Origin of the sequence: Tritonibacter sp. SIMBA_163, assembly GCF_046535935.1 — a bacterium.
In the GTDB taxonomy this organism is placed as follows: domain Bacteria; phylum Pseudomonadota; class Alphaproteobacteria; order Rhodobacterales; family Rhodobacteraceae; genus Epibacterium; species Epibacterium scottomollicae.
Map to the genome: position 1 here is coordinate 22,026 of NZ_JAWJBP010000006.1, position 16,258 is coordinate 38,283.

A 16,258-nucleotide genomic window follows, 5' to 3' on the forward strand; every position below is an offset into this window, starting at 1 on the left:
GCCTGAAACTGGGAATAGGGGTGGGCGCTGCCCGGACTGTCGCCCGGGCAGTTTGCTTTAGCCTTGCGCGGCGATCTCGGCCTCGAAGGCCCAGGCCAGCCACGGCAGCATGGCCTCGATATCCGAGGTCTCTACCGTGCCACCGCACCAGATCCGCAGACCGGCGGGTGCATCGCGGTAAGCACCAATGTCATAGGCGATGCCTTCAGACTCCAGCCGCTTGGCCACGGATTTGGCAAAGCTGGCACCATCCTTGATGCGCTTGTCGGTGAACTTCAGGCAGACAGACGTATTCGACCGCGTCGCCGGATCATTGGCGAGGTTGTCGATCCAGTCGTTGGCATAGGCAAAGGCGTGGATCGCATCCGCATTGGCGTTGGCGCGACCGATCAGCCCCTCGAGGCCACCCACCGAACGGGCCCAGTCCAGCGCAAAGAGGTAATCCTCCACCGCCAGCATCGACGGCGTGTTGATGGTTGCGCCGGTAAAGATCCCGTCGATCAGCTTGCCGCCCTTGGTCAGGCGGAAGATCTTCGGCAGCGGCCATGCCGGCGTGTAGCTTTCCAGACGTTCCACCGCGCGGGGGCTGAGGACGATGACGCCGTGTGCCGCCTCGCCGCCCAGCACCTTCTGCCAGGAGAAGGTGGTGACATCGAGCTTGTCCCAAGGCAGCTCCTGCGCAAAGGCGGCAGAGGTCGCATCGCAGATGGTCAGGCCCTCGCGGTCATCCGCGATCCAGTCACCATTGGGCACCCGCACGCCGGAGGTGGTGCCGTTCCAGGTGAACACCACATCATGCGCGGGGTTCACGGTGGTGAGGTCGACAATGTCGCCATAGTCGGCGGTCTTCACCTCGGCGTCGATCTTCAGCTGTTTCACCACATCGGTGACCCAGCCAGCGCCAAAGCTTTCCCAGGCGATCATCTCGACCTTGCGTTCGCCCAGCAGGTTCCACATCGCCATCTCCATCGCGCCGGTGTCGGACGCGGGCACGATGCCGATCTTGTAGTCTGCGGGGATGCCAAGGATCTCGCGGGTGCCTTCTATGGCGGCGAGGAGCTTTTCCTTGCCGACGGCAGCACGATGGCTGCGACCGAGAGGCGCGCCAGCGAGTTTGGACAGATCATATGTGGGGGGTTTGGCGCAGGGGCCAGAAGAAAAACGCGGATTGGCCGGCCGCGATGCCGGTTGTGCAATAGCCATTGATGCTACCCTTCCAGATAAGCGCCCCTCGTTGGGGAGGGGTGTCCCACCGACAGCGATATGCGGCGGTTTGATTCCGCGCAACTGGGAAAATTGCCCGTTTGCGCCGCTTTGGAAAAATAATGCGACCTCGAATGACGCCGATCGGAAACTTTGCACCACGCACCCCGCCCCCACTGGTGCCGCTGGAAAGCCGCCGTTAAGAGAAGGCATCCCGTTTAGACCGGAGAACGCCATGTATATCGCCACGCTGCTCGTGAACCCCGCCACCCCGACGCTGGAGCCCGCGTTGGTCGAATCTCTCAGGAACGCCTGGGGCGGGGGAGAGGCCAACTGGCTCAACCCCGGCATTGCAGCGGAATTCACCCTGAAGAGCCCACCCGACAACCGCTGGGACGTCTGGGGCGACCTGCAGGGCATGGGCGTCGATCTGGTGCTGCAACCTGCCCAAGGCCGACGCAAGAAGATGCTGTTGGCGGATATGGACTCGACGATGATCCAGCAGGAATGCATCGACGAGCTGGCCGATGAGGCGGGAGTGGGCGCCCGGGTCAAGGATATCACTGCTCGCGCCATGAACGGTGAATTGGATTTCGAGGGCGCGCTGACCGAACGTGTCGGCCTGCTGCAAGGCCTGCCCGAAGATGTCATCACGCAGGTTCTGAACAGCCGCATTAGCTTCATGCCCGGTGGGCGCGAGCTTCTGGCAACAATGAAGGCGGATGGCGCCTACGCGGCGCTGGTCTCTGGCGGTTTCACCGCCTTTACCGCGCGGGTCGCCGCGGAACTGGGGTTTGACGAGAACCGTGCCAACACGCTGATCGTTGCGGATGGCAAGCTGACTGGCGAGGTCGGCCGTCCCATTCTGGGCCGCGAGGCCAAGGTGGAGGCGCTGGAACAAATCACCGCCCGCCTTGGGATTTCCGAGGCCGATGTGATCGCGGTCGGCGATGGTGCCAATGACCTCGGCATGTTGACCCGGGCAGGCGCTGGTGTGGCGCTGCACGCCAAACCATCGGTGGCGGCGGAATGCGAAATCCGCATCAATCACAGCGATCTCACGGCGCTCTTGTACGTTCAGGGCTACAGCCGGGACGACTTCAAAGGATAAGACATGTTCGAAGTGACCTTCGAGGTCCTGCTGCTGTTGATCGCAGCGGGGTTTGTGGCCGGTTTCATTGATGCGGTGGCCGGTGGCGGCGGGCTGATCACCGTGCCGGTTCTGCTCATCGCCGGTGCCAATCCGGTGACCGCGCTGGCCACCAACAAGATACAGGGCCTGTTCGGTTCGGCGACCGCGGCGATCTCTTATGCCCGCGGTGGGCACGTGGACCTTCGTAGCCAATGGAAGTCTGCGGTGATCGCCTTCTTCGCCTCCATAGGGGGTGCGCTGCTGGTGTCCTTGTTGCCGGTGGAACTGATCCGATACGCTCTGCCGATCCTGCTGGTGGGAATCGCGATCTTCTTTGCCACCAAGAAAGGCCTGGATGATGTTGACCGGGCGCGCCGCCTGTCGCCTGCGATCTTTGCCGCCACTGTGGTGCCGCTCTGCGCCGCATATGACGGCCTGCTCGGCCCCGGTGCGGGGAGTTTCTACATGCTCGCCTTTGTTGGCCTTGCAGGCTACGGCATCCTGAAAGCCACGGCACATACAAAACTGCTGAATTTCGCCTCCAACGCCGGCGCGCTTGCGGCCTTTGCAGTTGTGGCGACGCCCTGGTGGTTCACCGGGCTTGCCATGGGCATTGCACAGATTGCGGGCGCGCGCGTCGGCGCTGGGCTTGCTCAAAAACAGGGCGCGAAGGTCATCAAACCGCTGTTGGTTCTGACCACCATCACCCTGGCTCTGAAATTGATCTGGGATTTGATCTGATCAGAACTGCAATTCTGCGGCGGGGCGCATCTCGCCGCAGTGGATACCGTTCCAGTTGGTGATGGCGGCGCTCATGTAGGCCTTGGCCGATGGGCTATCTTTGTCGAGCGCTCCGAGGCTGACCAGCAAGGCAGCGATGGCATTCTCAGCTGCACGCGTTGCACCGTCGGACACCTTCAGCGCGATCCCCAGTTCCTGCTCTGGCAGGATCGCGACAAACACCCCCTCAGCCCCGGTTTTCACCGATACCTTGCCGCCCATGTCACGCATCAGGGCGGTGCAGGCCCGCCCCTCTCCCGCGACCAGCTCCGGGTGCTGCGCCATGGCGGCACGCAATTGCACGGCGGCCTCGTCGGACCGGGTGGAGCGTGTGTGAGCAGAGGCAAACCACCCCATGCCGCGCGCCAGTCCCGTCACGGTGCAGGCGAAGTTGGGCGCAGAACACCCGTCAATCCCATAGGTCGGACTGGTTTCACCGGTGACCTCCTCAAAGGCCTCATGGCAGGCCTGCTGAACCGGATGATCGATCTCCACATATTCCGGACCCGCGCCCAAGTGCTGCGCCAATGTCAGAAAGCCCGCATGCTTTCCGGAGCAGTTGTTGTGGATCTGGCAAGGGCTGTCGTCGGTCTTGATGAGACCATGCATGACCTCTTTGTCGCGCGGCATTTGGGCGCCGCAGCGCAGATCGCCCTCGCTCAACTCCAGTTGATCGAGCCAACGGCTGACACGATCCACATGGATACGGGCCCCGTTGTGGGACGCACAGGCAAGCGCGAGCTGTTCGCTGTTCAACCCGTAGCGCGCCGCAGCACCGGAGGTCAGAAGCGGCAATGCCTGCACCATCTTGCAGGAGCTGCGTGGGTAGATCACCTGATCTGGATTGCCCCAACTGTGCACGATCTCACCCTTGCCATTGCAGACGACGGCATGACCGTGGTGCTGACTCTCCAGCAGGCTGCCGCGCCAAATCTCTGTCAAAGGGGCGGGGGTGTTCTGGCACGTCATCTGGCGAACTCATTGCTTGGGGTGTGTTTGAGCAGCACCAAACATCCAAAACCCCGGGCTTTCAAGGAAAAGGCGGCAGAAACCCGCCAAACCCGGCATTTGCGCATGGCCCTTGTTCCGCTAATATGCTTGTGTCAAGGATCATGAGACATGGGCAAAGACGATGTGCAAAACATCGCGGACAGCCCAGGGACATTTGAGGACAAGAGAGTCTTGGAGGCGGGACGCATGGCATTTAAACTCCGTTGCTTGGCAGGGGCGCTCTTGCTGGTTGGCATGGCCACCACTGCAAGCGCACAGCAAGCAACGACCGAAAATCGCGTGGGCGCGCATGTGGATTGGAGCGTCTTTGAAGAGAGCTCTCCGCGTGAGTGTATCGGTGTATCGGCACCAAAAGAAACTGTGAACACAAGGGATGGTCGCGTGGTCGCCGTGCGCCGCAGCGAAATTCGCTTGTTCGTGTTTTACCGCCCGGATGGCGGCAACAAGGGCCAGGTTACCTTTACCGGCGGATATCCTTTTGCTCCCGGCTCAACCGTCAACATGAAAATTGGCGACTCGGAGTTTGAGCTGTTCACCGAGGGCGAATGGGCCTGGCCAGCGACGCCGACAGATGATTCAAAGATCATCACCGCGATGAAACGCGGCACCGATGCGGTGCTGACCGCACGGTCTTCGCGCGGTACACAGACACAAGATACCTTCTCCCTGCTGGGGTTCACCGCCTCTATCGAGGATGCGGAGAAGCGCTGCGCCGGGTGATCGCGGACTGAGTGTAAAGAGAATTCTGACGGCGGGGCTGCGGCTTCGCCGTTTTCTTTTCAAAGCCCCGCCTCGCGCTTTGGGATGTTTTACGCTAGAAAAGAGGTCAGGAGACCTGTGCACGCATAGCAGGGTTGAACGAGAATCCTTTTGATCTCGGGCCAATCTCCTATATAGAGCCGCATCCAGCCACGTTTTATCCACAACCCAGCGAGTCCCGTCTCATGACAGCCTCAGCGCCGATCACTCAAGATGTCCTGACCCTGCCCCGCAAGGCACCCGAAGGCGGCAAGATCAACCTTGTCGGCCTGACCCGCGATCAAATGCGCGAGGTGCTGATTGCCAATGGCACCGCGGAAAAGCAGGCCAAGATGCGCGTCGGTCAGATCTGGCAGTGGATCTATCAATGGGGCGTGCGCGACTTTGCCTCGATGACCAACCTCGCAAAGGGTTATCGCGCGCAGCTGGAAGAGACCTTCGAGATCCGCATCCCAGAGGTGGTTTCGCGTCAGGTATCCGTCGACGGCACGCGCAAGTATCTGGTGCGCATCGAAGGCGGCCATGAGGTCGAGGTGGTTTATATCCCCGAGGATGACCGCGGCACGCTGTGTATTTCCAGCCAGGTCGGCTGCACCCTGACCTGTTCCTTCTGCCACACCGGCACCCAGAAGCTGGTGCGCAACCTGACTCCGGCCGAAATCGTCGGGCAGGTGATGATGGCGCGCGATGACCTGGAGGAGTGGCCGACGCCGGGCGCACCCAAGGACGAGACCCGACTGCTGTCGAATATCGTGCTGATGGGCATGGGCGAGCCGCTGTATAACTTCGAAAACGTGCGTGACGCGATGAAGATCGCGATGGACCCGGAAGGGATCTCTCTGTCGCGTCGCCGCATCACGCTGTCGACCTCCGGTGTGGTGCCGGAAATTGCCCGCACCGCGCAGGAAATCGGCTGTCTGCTGGCGGTTTCCTTCCACGCGACCACCAATGAGGTCCGCGACAAGCTGGTGCCGATCAACAAGCGCTGGAATATCGACGCGCTGCTGCAGGCGCTGGCGGATTACCCCAAAGTGTCGAACTCCGAGCGTATCACCTTTGAATATGTGATGCTCGACGGGGTGAACGATTCCGATGAGGACGCGCAACGGCTGCTCGATCATATCAAGCGTTACAATATCCCGGCCAAGATCAACCTCATTCCCTTCAACGAATGGCCCGGCGCGCCCTACAAACGGTCGTCGAACAACCGCATTCGCGCTTTTGCCAATATCATCTATCAGGCGGGCTATGCCTCGCCGATCCGCAAGACCCGCGGCGATGACATCATGGCGGCCTGCGGTCAGTTGAAGTCGGCCACCGAGCGCGCCCGCAAGAGCCGCAAGCAGATCGAGGCCGAGGCTGGCATCGCCGAAAGCTGACGCCACCACATCCAACATTTCCTATTCTGCCCCAAAAGGCGCTGCGAAACTCGCGGCGCCTTATTCTTTCCCAATTTTAGCAAAATTTGCGCCATCAGCTGCCGACAGTCTCAGAATCAGAAACAGTACACGGAAAAACTTCTGGGCAGCAAAGGGCAGCACAATGATTGGACAGCAGGGCGCAACAATGGATGACGGCATTCTTTCGCTGGTACGCGAGGAACGGCGCAAGGCACTGAGCACGCGGGAATGGCAATTCCGCCTGCGCGGCTACGGCTATGCCATCCGGGATGAGGATGGGGCACAGATCCTGACCCGCCTGCCGCGCGGCGAAGCGCTTGGCGTACTGCCCGCAGAACTGACCTGAGGCTTGACAGTTAGAACACAAGAAACTCTCGACATACCAATGATCTGACGCGCTCCCGACGTTCCCACAAACGTTCTCACCCCACCCAAGAGGGACACCGACATTTGATCATTGGCTTCTGCCCTCTCGGGCAGACCCGCGCGCCGAGCCCCATGGGCTCGGCGCGCGGGCGTGTTTCTCATCTGCTTTGGCCCAATGCAGCCGCGCCTCAACGCTCGCGACCGGGGAGATTCTGACGCGCCGGAACCGGACTCCAAGTCTCGATCACCTGGATCGCCTCATCGGCACTTTCGACGAACTTGAATAGCTCCAGATCCTGCTCCGAAATGGTGCCCGCATCCGCCAGCGCATCCCAGTTTATGATCTTCTCCCAGAAGGCGCGTCCGAACAGCAGGAAGGGCACCGGCTCCATGCGCCCGGTCTGGATCAGGGTCAGCGCCTCGAACATCTCGTCCAGCGTGCCAAAGCCGCCAGGGAAGACGCAGATCGCCTCTGCCCGCATCAGAAAGTGCATCTTGCGGATCGCGAAATAGTGGAAATTGAAGCACAGCTCCGGCGTCACGTATTCATTCGGCGCCTGCTCATGCGGCAGAACGATGTTGAGGCCGATCGAGACGCCTTCCGCATCCACCGCACCGCGGTTGCCCGCTTCCATCACTCCCGGTCCGCCACCCGTGACCACCACATGGCGACGTCCGCCGGTGGTCTTGGATTTCTCGGTCATCTTCTTCGCAAAGGCGCGGGCCTCGTCATAGAAATGGCTGAGGTCGGCCAATGTTTTGGTACGTGCCTTGGCTCTATCGGCCGGTGCCGGGATGCGGGCGCCACCGAACATCACCACGGTGCTCTCGATCCCCTGCTCATCCAGCATCAGCTGCGGCTTCAACAGCTCCAGCTGCAGACGCACCGGACGCAGCTCCTCGCGACAGAGGAAGCCTTCGTCCGCAAAGGCGAGCTGGTAGGCCGGGGACTGGGTCTGCGGGGTCACGGGCACATGTTCGGCGCGGTTGCGGTCGGCGCTTGCATCCGTGAAGCGGCTGTGGCGGTCGTCACTCATATCAATTCTTGCCTGTTCTGCGGTACCAAAGGTCAGACCTTGTCTTAGCCCGGAAGACGACGGCAAACCAGCTTTGAGATCAGCCCTCCCCTTGCCTCCGGCCGATAATCCCCTAGGGTTCGCCGCAACTGCAAAGACTCGAGGACAGACAATGGACTGGACACCGTTGATTTCCGGCGCGCACAATCGGATTGCCGTACATGTGGTGGAAACCCCGTTGCTCAACGTGCAGAGCTTCGGCCTCGGCTACCCGGTGCAACTGAAGCTCGAACAGCTGCAGCACGCAGGCAGTTTCAAGGCGCGCGGCGCCTTCAACACGCTGCTGTCGGAACCGGTCCCGGAAGCCGGCCTGGTGGCCGCATCCGGCGGCAATCACGGCGCTGCGGTGGCCTTTGCCGCCCGCGCACTGGGCTTTCACGCGAAAATCTACGTGCCTGAAATCGCAGGACAGGCCAAGATTGATCTGATCCGCTCCACCGGCGCCGACCTAGAAGTAATCCCCGGCGCCTATGCCAATGCGCTGGAGGCCGCGCAGGACTGGGAGTTGCAGACCGGCGCCATGCAGATCCACGCCTATGACGCCCCCGCCACGGTTGCCGGACAAGGCACGCTCTTTGCCGAGTGGGAGGCGCAGGGGCTTGACGCTGATACCGTACTGATCGCGGTCGGCGGCGGCGGGCTGATCAGTGGCGCACTTGGCTGGTTTCAGGATCGGCGCAAGGTGGTTGCTGTCGAACCTGCCACCTCCTGCGCGCTGAAATCGGCGCTGATGACCGGAGCCCCCACCAACGTAGAGGTCAGCGGTATCGCCGCCAATGCGCTTGGCGCGCGCCGCATCGGTGACATCTGCTTCGACCTCGCTAGCGCCCAGCGCACCCCAAGTGTCATCGTCCCAGATGCCGCAATCGAGGCCGCGCAACATGCGCTTTGGCGCGATCACCGCCTGCTGGTCGAGCCCGCTGGGGCCACCGCACTGGCGGCGCTGATGTGCGGCGCTTACCTGCCCGCGCGGGGGGAGAAGGTTGCGGTACTGCTTTGTGGTGGCAATATCGACCCGGAACCCCTGAGCGATCCCGCAACACAGGTGGACGTCTCCTTCACCTGAGAATGGGAAAGCCTTGCGGCGGACGGCGTGCGCGCCTATCGAACGGGCATGAGTGAGACCACAGCCGACAAGATATTTCGCGCCCTGATGGAACGGATCGTCACCGGCGACCTGCCCGCCGGCGACAAGCTGCGGCAGGACCATATCGCGCGCGACTACGAGACCTCGCATGTGCCGGTGCGCGAGGCCTTTCTACGGCTGGAGGCCAAGGGGCTGGCAAAATCCGTACCCCACAAGGGCATGCGGGTCACCGCGTTGGAGCCTACGGAAATCCGCGAAGTGATTGAGATGCGGGTGGCCCTGGAGGTGCTCGCACTGACCCATGCCCTGCCCCGCCACGACGCGGACACACTGGCAACCATTGAAGACACCTGCCGCGCCTGTGATCTGGCCAGCGACATGATCACTTGGGATCGCTGCAACCGTCGCTTTCACCTGGCGCTGCTGGCACCGTGCGACATGCCCCGGCTGCTGTCGGCGATCGAGGATCTGCACATCACCGCCGCGCGGCATCTTTTTGCCCATTGGCAGGATCGCTGGGTCCCACGCCCCGATGGTGATCACGCAGCACTGCTGCAGGCGCTGCGCGCTCAGGATCTGACGCTGGCTTGCGATCTGCTGCGCCGTCACCTGCGCCGGGTCAGCTGACCACACCCGCCGATGCCGCTCCGCAACTGAACGGGGGCGCGTTCAGGACATGACCTCCGGAGATTTTGTGGCTATAAGCGCTCGAATCCAACAAAACCCGGAGCCGGAACATATGTCCAACGCGCAGCTGGAAACCGCAATTGAGGCCGCCTGGGAGGCCCGTGACACCATCACCCCCGCCACCACCGGCGAAACCCGTGACGCCATCGAACAGACCCTCGCCGCGCTCGACAGCGGCAAGCTCCGCGTGGCCGAGAAACAGGAAAACGGCGACTGGCATGTGAACCAATGGGCGAAAAAAGCGGTTCTGCTCGGCTTTCGCCTGAAAGATATGGAAGAGCAATCCGGTGGCCCGCAGGGCGCTGGCTGGTGGGATAAGGTAGATAGCAAGTTCAAGGGCTGGCAGGCCGCTGACTGGAAATCCGCTGGCTTCCGCGCGGTTCCCAACTGCGTGGTCCGCAAATCCGCCTATATCGCCCCCGGCGTGGTGCTGATGCCCTCCTTTGTGAACCTCGGCGCCTATGTCGACGAAGGCACCATGGTCGACACCTGGGCCACCGTCGGCTCCTGTGCGCAGATCGGCAAGGGCGTGCACCTGTCTGGCGGTGTCGGCATCGGCGGCGTGCTGGAACCGATGCAGGCGGGCCCAACCATTATCGAGGACAACTGCTTTATCGGCGCCCGCTCCGAGGTGGTCGAGGGTTGCATCGTGCGCGAAGGTTCGGTGCTGGGCATGGGCGTCTTCATCGGCCAGTCCACCAAGATCGTTGATCGCGAAACCGGCGAAGTGATGTATGGCGAAGTACCGCCCTACTCAGTCGTGGTGGCGGGCTCGATGCCGTCGAAAAACGGCATCAACCTCTACTGCGCGGTGATCGTGAAGCGCGTTGACGCCAAGACCCGCTCCAAGACCGGCATCAACGAGCTGCTGCGCGACTGACAGCGGCGGCGGTTCGCGGCGTTAACACGAAAGTTTTACCACAGGCAGCTTCGGCTGCCTGTTTTTTTATTGCGCCAAGCATAGTGTATGTGGAATATTATTAATAATTACGATGAATTGTTGATTGCACCGTCATTGCATCGCCCGGATGTGAACAGCTGAAGGAGTAGCCCCAATGCCTGCGTCCTGGAAGCCGACGAACTATCCGTCATTGAGTCCCTACCTCGTCTGTCATGATCCAGAGGCCACCATCGCTTTTCTGGAAACCGTCTTCGATGCCCGCGTGTTGCAGCGCTACGATCACAAGGATGGCAGCTTGATGCATGCGGAGATGCGGATTGATGATAGCATCATCATGATCGGAGGACTGCCCGAGGCCGAAGACAACGACACCCATGTCCACCTCTATGTGCCAGACGTTCAAACCGTCTTTGATCGGGCCATCGCCGCTGGCGGCATGATCGTGCAGGAACCCCTGCGCAAACAATCCGAGGGCGACATCAGGGGCGGGATCAAGGGACCAAGCGGCACCACCTGGTGGCTGGCTACTCAGGTTGCACCATAGTCTGAAACCCACCTCTGGTGCACAAAAATGGGGGCTCCTTAAGAAGCCCCCATGATTTTTTCGCTGCAGCTGGCTCAGTCGAGAATGCCGGGCAGATCCAGCCCATGTTCTTTCGCGCAATCCTTGGCGATGTCGTATCCCGCATCGGCGTGACGCATCACGCCCGTCGCCGGATCATTCCACAATACACGCCCGATGCGGCGATCCGCATCCTCGGACCCGTCACAGCAGATCACCACGCCGGAGTGCTGCGAGAAACCCATGCCGACACCGCCACCGTGGTGCAGCGACACCCATGTGGCACCGGATGCGGTGTTCAGCAGCGCGTTCAGCAGCGGCCAGTCCGACACCGCGTCGGAACCGTCCATCATCGCCTCTGTCTCGCGGTTTGGCGAGGCCACGGAGCCACTGTCGAGGTGATCGCGACCGATCACAACCGGCGCCGACAACTCGCCCGTGCGCACCATCTCGTTGAACGCAAGCCCCGCCTTGTGGCGATCCCCCAGACCGATCCAGCAGATCCGAGCCGGCAGACCCTGAAAGGCAATGCGTTCCTGCGCCATGTCGAGCCAGCGATGCAGGCCTTCGTTCTCGGGGAACAGCTCCTTCATCTTGGCGTCGGTCTTACGGATGTCCTCCGGGTCACCGGACAGGGCAACCCAGCGGAACGGGCCGATGCCACGGCAGAACAGCGGGCGGATGTAGGCGGGCACAAAACCGGGGAAGTCAAAAGCGTTCTCCAGCCCCTCATCCAGCGCCACCTGACGGATGTTGTTGCCGTAATCCACTGTGGGCACGCCCATGGCGTGGAAGGCACACATGGCCTCTACCTGCACGCGCATGCTGGCGCGAGCGGCCTTTTCCACCGCTTTCTTGTCGGTCTCGCGCTTCTCTTTCCACTCAGCCATGGTCCAGCCCTGCGGCAGGTAGCCATTCACAGGATCATGAGCCGAGGTCTGGTCGGTCACCATGTCAGGGCATGTGCCGCCGGCCTTTGCGCGCTCCACCAGCTCTGCAAAGACATCCGCGGCATTGCCCAGAAGGCCCACGGATTTCGCCTCACCGGCCTTGGTCCAGCGCTCGATCATTTCCAGCGCTTCGTCCAGAGTCTCGGCCTTCTCGTCGAGGTACTTGGTGCGCAGGCGGAAATCGATCGAGTCCGGGTTGCACTCCACCGCCAGACAGCAGGCGCCTGCGAACACCGCAGCCAGCGGCTGCGCGCCGCCCATGCCGCCGAGGCCGCCGGTCAGGATCCATTTGCCAGTCAGGTCGCCGTCAAAATGCTGACGGCCCGCCTCGGCAAAGGTCTCATAGGTGCCCTGCACGATGCCCTGAGTACCGATGTAGATCCAGGACCCTGCGGTCATCTGGCCATACATCATCAGGCCTTTCTTATCGAGCTCGTTGAAATGGTCCCAATTGGCCCAATGCGGCACCAGGTTGGAGTTGGCGATCAGCACACGCGGCGCGTCCTTGTGGGTTTGGAACACGCCAACAGGCTTGCCCGATTGCACCATCAGCGTCTGGTCTTCTTCCAGATCACGCAGGCTGTCGACGATCAGGTCGAAATCCTTCCAAGTCCGTGCGGCGCGTCCGATGCCGCCGTAAACCACCAGCTCATGCGGGTTTTCTGCCACATCGGGGTGCAGGTTGTTCATCATCATCCGCAAAGGTGCCTCGGTCATCCAGGACTTTGCGGTCAGTTCGGTGCCCGTGGCGGGGTAGATGTCACGGGTGTTCTTGCGCGGATCGCTCATGCGGGCCTCCATTGGATCAGGTCAGTCAAAATTCGGGAAAGATGCGCGCGCATCCGGTCAGCACGCGCTGGATCGTAACGCCAGGGCGGCGTCTCGTCGCAGTAGGTGGCCTGCGCCAGCTCCATCTGGATCGCGTGCCAGCCTTCGTTCGGGCGGCCATAGTGGCGCGTGGTCCAGCCGCCCTTGAAGCGACCGTTCAGCACCGACGTATAGCCCTCGGCCTGCTCGCAGTGATTGAAAACCATCACCTCCAGATCGCGGGTACAGGTGGTGCCGAGGTTGGTGCCGACGTTGAAATCCGGCAGGCGGCCATCGAACAGGAACGGAATGTCACCCCGGATCGAGTGGCAGTCATAGAGGATGGCAAAACCGTGGAGTGCTTTGACACGCTCCATCTCTGCCGTCAGTGCAGCGTGATAGGGCGCGTGATATCTGTCTCGGCGACGGGTGATTTCTGCCGCGTCCGGTTCATGCTCCCAGATCGGGTTGCCGTCAAAATCCGTCAGCGGCACCAACGTGGTGGTGTTTTGCCCGGGATAGAGACTGACGCCAGAGGGGTCGCGGTTCACATCGATCACATAGCGATGGATCGGTGTGCGCACGGTGGTCACCCCGTCCGCCAGCCCGGCATAGAGATCATGGATGTGCCAGTCGGTATCAGCCAACCCCAGGCCCTGCGCGTTCAGATTTGCGCTGATATCCTCAGGCACTTCGGTGCCAGTATGTGGCAGACCAAGGACCAACGGAGAGGTGCCTTGAGAAACCTCGATCATACCGCGACCTCCACGCCTGCGGCATCACCCACGCGTCCCGCGCGCACCATAGCGCTGGCCCCTTCGATTTCCGGCGCGAGGTAGCGGTCATCGCCCAGGCTGGGGATCTCGCTGCGCAGCATTGCGAGCAGATCCTGCAGCCTATGAGAGGTTTTCAGCGGTGCGCGCGCCTCGACGCCTTGCGCCGCGCAGAGCATCTCCACCCCCAGAATGACCGAGAGATTCGCGGTCATCTTCGCCAGACGCAGCGCGCCATGGGCGGCCATCGAGACGTGATCTTCCTGATTGGCGGAGGTCGGCGTGGAATCGGTCACGCAGGGATTGGCCAGATGCTTGTTCTCGCTCATCAGCGCAGCTGTCGTCACCTCGGCGATCATGAAACCGGAGTTCAGTCCCGGGTTCGGTGTCAGGAACGGCGGCAGGTCGTGGCTGAGGGTCGGGTCGACCATAAGCGCCACCCGGCGCTGCGCGATCGCGCCGATTTCGGCCACCGCGAGGGCGATCTGATCGGCAGCAAAGCCCACGTATTCGGCGTGGAAGTTGCCGCCTGAAACGATCAGTCCCTGTTCGACCAGCACCAGCGGATTGTCGGTCACCGCGTTGGCCTCGACCTCCAGCGTGCGGGCAGCCATGCGCAGGACATCCAGCGCCGCGCCCACAACCTGCGGCTGGCAGCGGATGCAGTAGGGGTCTTGGACGCGGGTGTCGCCCTCGCGGTGGCTTTCGCGGATCTCCGACCCCTGCATGATGTCGCGCATCTGGGCCGCCACGTCGATCTGACCAGCATGACCGCGCAGGGTGTGGATGTCCGCCACCAGCGGCGCGGTGGAGCCCATGATCGCATCCGTGGTGAGCGAGGCAATCGCCATCGAGGCACGCGCCAGCTCCAGCGCCTGGAACAGTCCCGCCAAGGCACAAGCCGTGGAAAACTGCGTGCCATTGATCAGGCCGAGGCCTTCCTTCGGGCCCAGCACGATCGGCTCAAGCCCGGCGCGTTTCAGCGCCTCGGCTCCGGTCAGACGCGCACCTTCATAGGTCGCCTCGCCCTCGCCGATCATCGCCGCGGTCATATGTGCCAGCGGGGCCAGATCGCCCGACGCCCCAACAGAGCCCTGCGAGGGCACCAAGGGGGTGACGCCGCGCGCCAGCATCTCCTCGATCTGTTCGATCACCAGCCAGCGCACACCGGAGGCACCTCGACCCAGCGACAGCAGCTTCAGCGCCATCATCAGCCGAACCTTGTCTTCCGCAAGCGGTTCACCCACCCCGCAGGAATGGCTGAGGATCAGGTTGCGTTGCAGCGTCTCGGTGTCTCCGGCGGCGATCTTGGTCGAGGCCAGTTTGCCAAATCCGGTGTTGATACCATAGACCGGCGCCTCGCCCGCGGCGGCCTCGGCCACCATGGCGGCAGCCGCCTCGACGCCCTCGCGGGCGGAGCGGTCCAGACGGGCGGGGGTGCCCTTGCGCCAGATTTCTTCCAGCGTAGCGAGGGTGACTGTGCCGGGGATCATCTCGATCATGTGCGGGTCTCCAGTTTGCCGCCCGATACGCGGGCGTGAAGCGGGTTGAAGCCAATGCGGTAAGCCAGCTCTGCCGGGCGGGTTACATCCCAGATCGCCAGATCGGCGCGCAGGCCAGAGGCGATGCGGCCCCGGTCCGACAGGCCCAGCGCGCGGGCTGCGTTGCAGGTCACACCCGCCAGCGCCTCTTCGGGCGTCAGACGAAACAGGGTGCAGCCCATGTTGAGCGTCAGCAGAAGCGAGCTCAGCGGTGAGGAGCCGGGGTTGCAATCCGTCGCCAGCGCCATCGGCACGCCATGGGCACGGAAATGCTCCATCGGCGGCAGTTGCGTCTCTCGGATGGTGTAGAAAGCGCCGGGCAGCAGCACCGCAACGGAGCCCGCCGCCGCCATGGCGCGGGCGTCGTCTTCGGTGGCGTACTCCACGTGATCCACCGACAGCGCGCCGCGTTCGGCGGCCAATTTGGTGCCGCCCTGATGCGACAGCTGTTCGGCGTGCAGCTTCACCGGCAGGCCCAGTTCTGCCGCCAGATCGAACACACGTGCGATTTGTTCGGCGGAAAAGGCGATCCCCTCGCAAAATCCATCTACCGCATCAACCAGCCCTTCGGCATGGGCGGCGCGTAGCGTCGGCAGGCAGACCTCGTCGAGATAGGCATCGGCGCGATTCGCATAGTCCGCCGGCACGGCATGGGCGCCGAGGAAAGTGGTCTTCACCGTCACATCCCGCAGCTCGCCCAATCGACGCGCCGCACGCAGCATGGTCAGTTCGGTTTCACGGTCGAGCCCGTAGCCGGATTTCACTTCGATCGAGGTCACCCCTTCGGCGATCAGTGTATCCAGGCGCGGCAGTGCACCCGCCACCAATGCATGCAGATCCGCCGCCCGCGTTGCCGTCACGGTAGAGACGATACCGCCCCCAGCGCGGGCGACTTCCTCGTAAGAGGCGCCGTTCAACCGCATTTCGAACTCGCCCGCGCGGTCGCCGCCAAAGACGATATGGGTGTGGCAATCAATCAGCCCCGGCGTCACCAGCCGACCGCCAAGATCCTCAGCGGCCCATTCGGAATAGGAGTCAGGCAGCGCATCCGCCGGCCCACACCATGCGATCCTGTCGCCCTGAACGGCCATCGCCCCGTCCTCGATCAACCCATAAGGCGCCCCTGGCTCCATCGTGGCCAGCTTCGCCCCGGTCAGCACGTATCTGTCGCGCATATCGCCCCCCTTAGAATTCACTTGCTCCTTAGACGGTATGCGCATATT

16 protein-coding genes are annotated in these 16,258 nt (G+C 62.4%); 9 read left to right on the forward strand and 7 right to left on the reverse strand.

Features of this window, described 5'->3' with window-relative positions; genetic code table 11:
• Positions 1-57 precede the first annotated feature (57 nt).
• Positions 58-1,203 carry a phosphoserine transaminase gene (locus R0J92_RS11480; protein ID WP_411051776.1) on the reverse strand — a complete coding sequence of 382 codons (1,146 nt, stop codon included), beginning with the start codon at positions 1,201-1,203 and terminating at the stop codon, positions 58-60.
• A 235-nt stretch (positions 1,204-1,438) separates the two neighbouring features.
• Here R0J92_RS11480 and serB point away from each other — a divergent pair, with 235 nt between their 5' ends.
• Together serB and R0J92_RS11490 are read left to right on the forward strand one after the other, a co-directional pair.
• Positions 1,439-2,314 carry a phosphoserine phosphatase SerB gene (gene serB, locus R0J92_RS11485; RefSeq protein ID WP_411051777.1) on the forward strand — a complete coding sequence of 292 codons (876 nt, stop codon included), beginning with the start codon at positions 1,439-1,441 and terminating at the stop codon, positions 2,312-2,314.
• A 3-nt stretch (positions 2,315-2,317) separates the two neighbouring features.
• The gene (locus tag R0J92_RS11490) at positions 2,318-3,076 is read left to right on the forward strand and encodes a TSUP family transporter (protein ID WP_411051778.1); all 759 of its coding nucleotides are present in this window, start codon (positions 2,318-2,320) and stop codon (positions 3,074-3,076) included.
• On the opposite strand, the gene R0J92_RS11495 is transcribed toward R0J92_RS11490, so the two are convergent.
• Positions 3,077-4,084 (reverse strand): asparaginase, encoded by a 1,008-nt coding sequence (locus R0J92_RS11495; protein WP_411051779.1) that lies wholly within the window; start codon positions 4,082-4,084, stop codon positions 3,077-3,079.
• 228 nt (positions 4,085-4,312) lie between these two features.
• Here R0J92_RS11495 and R0J92_RS11500 point away from each other — a divergent pair, with 228 nt between their 5' ends.
• The 3 genes from R0J92_RS11500 (at position 4,313) to R0J92_RS11510 (ending at position 6,631) form a co-directional block, all read left to right on the forward strand.
• A complete protein-coding gene (locus R0J92_RS11500) occupies positions 4,313-4,846 on the forward strand; it encodes an invasion associated locus B family protein (RefSeq protein ID WP_317384913.1) in 534 nt (177 codons plus the stop codon).
• Positions 4,847-5,070: 224 nt separating this feature from the next.
• Positions 5,071-6,264, forward strand: coding sequence for a 23S rRNA (adenine(2503)-C(2))-methyltransferase RlmN (gene rlmN, locus R0J92_RS11505; RefSeq protein ID WP_317384912.1), 1,194 nt, complete (start codon positions 5,071-5,073; stop codon positions 6,262-6,264).
• A gap of 163 nt (positions 6,265-6,427) precedes the next feature.
• Positions 6,428-6,631, forward strand: coding sequence for a hypothetical protein (locus R0J92_RS11510; protein WP_106162376.1), 204 nt, complete (start codon positions 6,428-6,430; stop codon positions 6,629-6,631).
• Positions 6,632-6,839: 208 nt separating this feature from the next.
• Here the strand turns inward: R0J92_RS11510 and R0J92_RS11515 are convergent, their stop codons facing one another.
• Positions 6,840-7,688: a TIGR00730 family Rossman fold protein gene (locus R0J92_RS11515; RefSeq protein ID WP_411051780.1), complete on the reverse strand. Its 849-nt coding sequence runs from the start codon at positions 7,686-7,688 to the stop codon at positions 6,840-6,842.
• A 151-nt stretch (positions 7,689-7,839) separates the two neighbouring features.
• Here R0J92_RS11515 and R0J92_RS11520 point away from each other — a divergent pair, with 151 nt between their 5' ends.
• From R0J92_RS11520 to R0J92_RS11535, 4 genes are all read left to right on the forward strand, one after another.
• On the forward strand, positions 7,840-8,793 hold the full coding sequence (locus R0J92_RS11520; RefSeq protein ID WP_411051781.1) for a threonine/serine dehydratase: 954 nt from the start codon (positions 7,840-7,842) through the stop codon (positions 8,791-8,793).
• A 48-nt stretch (positions 8,794-8,841) separates the two neighbouring features.
• The gene (locus tag R0J92_RS11525) at positions 8,842-9,441 is read left to right on the forward strand and encodes a GntR family transcriptional regulator (protein ID WP_411051782.1); all 600 of its coding nucleotides are present in this window, start codon (positions 8,842-8,844) and stop codon (positions 9,439-9,441) included.
• 112 nt (positions 9,442-9,553) lie between these two features.
• On the forward strand, positions 9,554-10,381 hold the full coding sequence (dapD, locus tag R0J92_RS11530) for a 2,3,4,5-tetrahydropyridine-2,6-dicarboxylate N-succinyltransferase (protein ID WP_106162379.1): 828 nt from the start codon (positions 9,554-9,556) through the stop codon (positions 10,379-10,381).
• A gap of 175 nt (positions 10,382-10,556) precedes the next feature.
• On the forward strand, positions 10,557-10,946 hold the full coding sequence (locus tag R0J92_RS11535; RefSeq protein WP_106162380.1) for a VOC family protein: 390 nt from the start codon (positions 10,557-10,559) through the stop codon (positions 10,944-10,946).
• A 74-nt stretch (positions 10,947-11,020) separates the two neighbouring features.
• Here the strand turns inward: R0J92_RS11535 and hutU are convergent, their stop codons facing one another.
• The 4 genes from hutU to hutI are packed head-to-tail and all read right to left on the reverse strand — an operon-like array spanning position 11,021 to position 16,210.
• Positions 11,021-12,703: a urocanate hydratase gene (hutU, locus tag R0J92_RS11540; protein WP_106162381.1), complete on the reverse strand. Its 1,683-nt coding sequence runs from the start codon at positions 12,701-12,703 to the stop codon at positions 11,021-11,023.
• Positions 12,700-13,476 (reverse strand): N-formylglutamate deformylase, encoded by a 777-nt coding sequence (gene hutG / locus R0J92_RS11545; RefSeq protein ID WP_411051783.1) that lies wholly within the window; start codon positions 13,474-13,476, stop codon positions 12,700-12,702. The genes hutU and hutG overlap by 4 nt, the downstream gene beginning before the upstream one ends.
• Positions 13,473-14,996, reverse strand: coding sequence for a histidine ammonia-lyase (gene hutH, locus R0J92_RS11550; protein ID WP_411051784.1), 1,524 nt, complete (start codon positions 14,994-14,996; stop codon positions 13,473-13,475). Before hutH ends, hutG begins: the two co-directional genes overlap by 4 nt.
• Positions 14,993-16,210 (reverse strand): imidazolonepropionase, encoded by a 1,218-nt coding sequence (gene hutI, locus R0J92_RS11555; RefSeq protein ID WP_411051785.1) that lies wholly within the window; start codon positions 16,208-16,210, stop codon positions 14,993-14,995. The genes hutH and hutI overlap by 4 nt, the downstream gene beginning before the upstream one ends.
• Positions 16,211-16,258 lie beyond the last annotated feature (48 nt).

Coding starts and splice junctions, on each gene's coding strand:
- R0J92_RS11500 (WP_317384913.1), top strand. CDS start 4,313: ATGGCATTTAAACTCCGTTGCTTGGCAGGGGCGCTCTTGCTGGTTGGC.
- hutI (WP_411051785.1), bottom strand. CDS start 16,210: ATGCGCGACAGATACGTGCTGACCGGGGCGAAGCTGGCCACGATGGAG.
- R0J92_RS11510 (WP_106162376.1), top strand. CDS start 6,428: ATGATTGGACAGCAGGGCGCAACAATGGATGACGGCATTCTTTCGCTG.
- R0J92_RS11490 (WP_411051778.1), top strand. CDS start 2,318: ATGTTCGAAGTGACCTTCGAGGTCCTGCTGCTGTTGATCGCAGCGGGG.
- R0J92_RS11525 (WP_411051782.1), top strand. CDS start 8,842: ATGAGTGAGACCACAGCCGACAAGATATTTCGCGCCCTGATGGAACGG.
- R0J92_RS11495 (WP_411051779.1), bottom strand. CDS start 4,084: ATGACGTGCCAGAACACCCCCGCCCCTTTGACAGAGATTTGGCGCGGC.
- R0J92_RS11520 (WP_411051781.1), top strand. CDS start 7,840: ATGGACTGGACACCGTTGATTTCCGGCGCGCACAATCGGATTGCCGTA.
- hutH (WP_411051784.1), bottom strand. CDS start 14,996: ATGATCGAGATGATCCCCGGCACAGTCACCCTCGCTACGCTGGAAGAA.
- R0J92_RS11535 (WP_106162380.1), top strand. CDS start 10,557: ATGCCTGCGTCCTGGAAGCCGACGAACTATCCGTCATTGAGTCCCTAC.
- dapD (WP_106162379.1), top strand. CDS start 9,554: ATGTCCAACGCGCAGCTGGAAACCGCAATTGAGGCCGCCTGGGAGGCC.
- rlmN (WP_317384912.1), top strand. CDS start 5,071: ATGACAGCCTCAGCGCCGATCACTCAAGATGTCCTGACCCTGCCCCGC.
- hutU (WP_106162381.1), bottom strand. CDS start 12,703: ATGAGCGATCCGCGCAAGAACACCCGTGACATCTACCCCGCCACGGGC.
- serB (WP_411051777.1), top strand. CDS start 1,439: ATGTATATCGCCACGCTGCTCGTGAACCCCGCCACCCCGACGCTGGAG.
- hutG (WP_411051783.1), bottom strand. CDS start 13,476: ATGATCGAGGTTTCTCAAGGCACCTCTCCGTTGGTCCTTGGTCTGCCA.
- R0J92_RS11480 (WP_411051776.1), bottom strand. CDS start 1,203: ATGGCTATTGCACAACCGGCATCGCGGCCGGCCAATCCGCGTTTTTCT.
- R0J92_RS11515 (WP_411051780.1), bottom strand. CDS start 7,688: ATGAGTGACGACCGCCACAGCCGCTTCACGGATGCAAGCGCCGACCGC.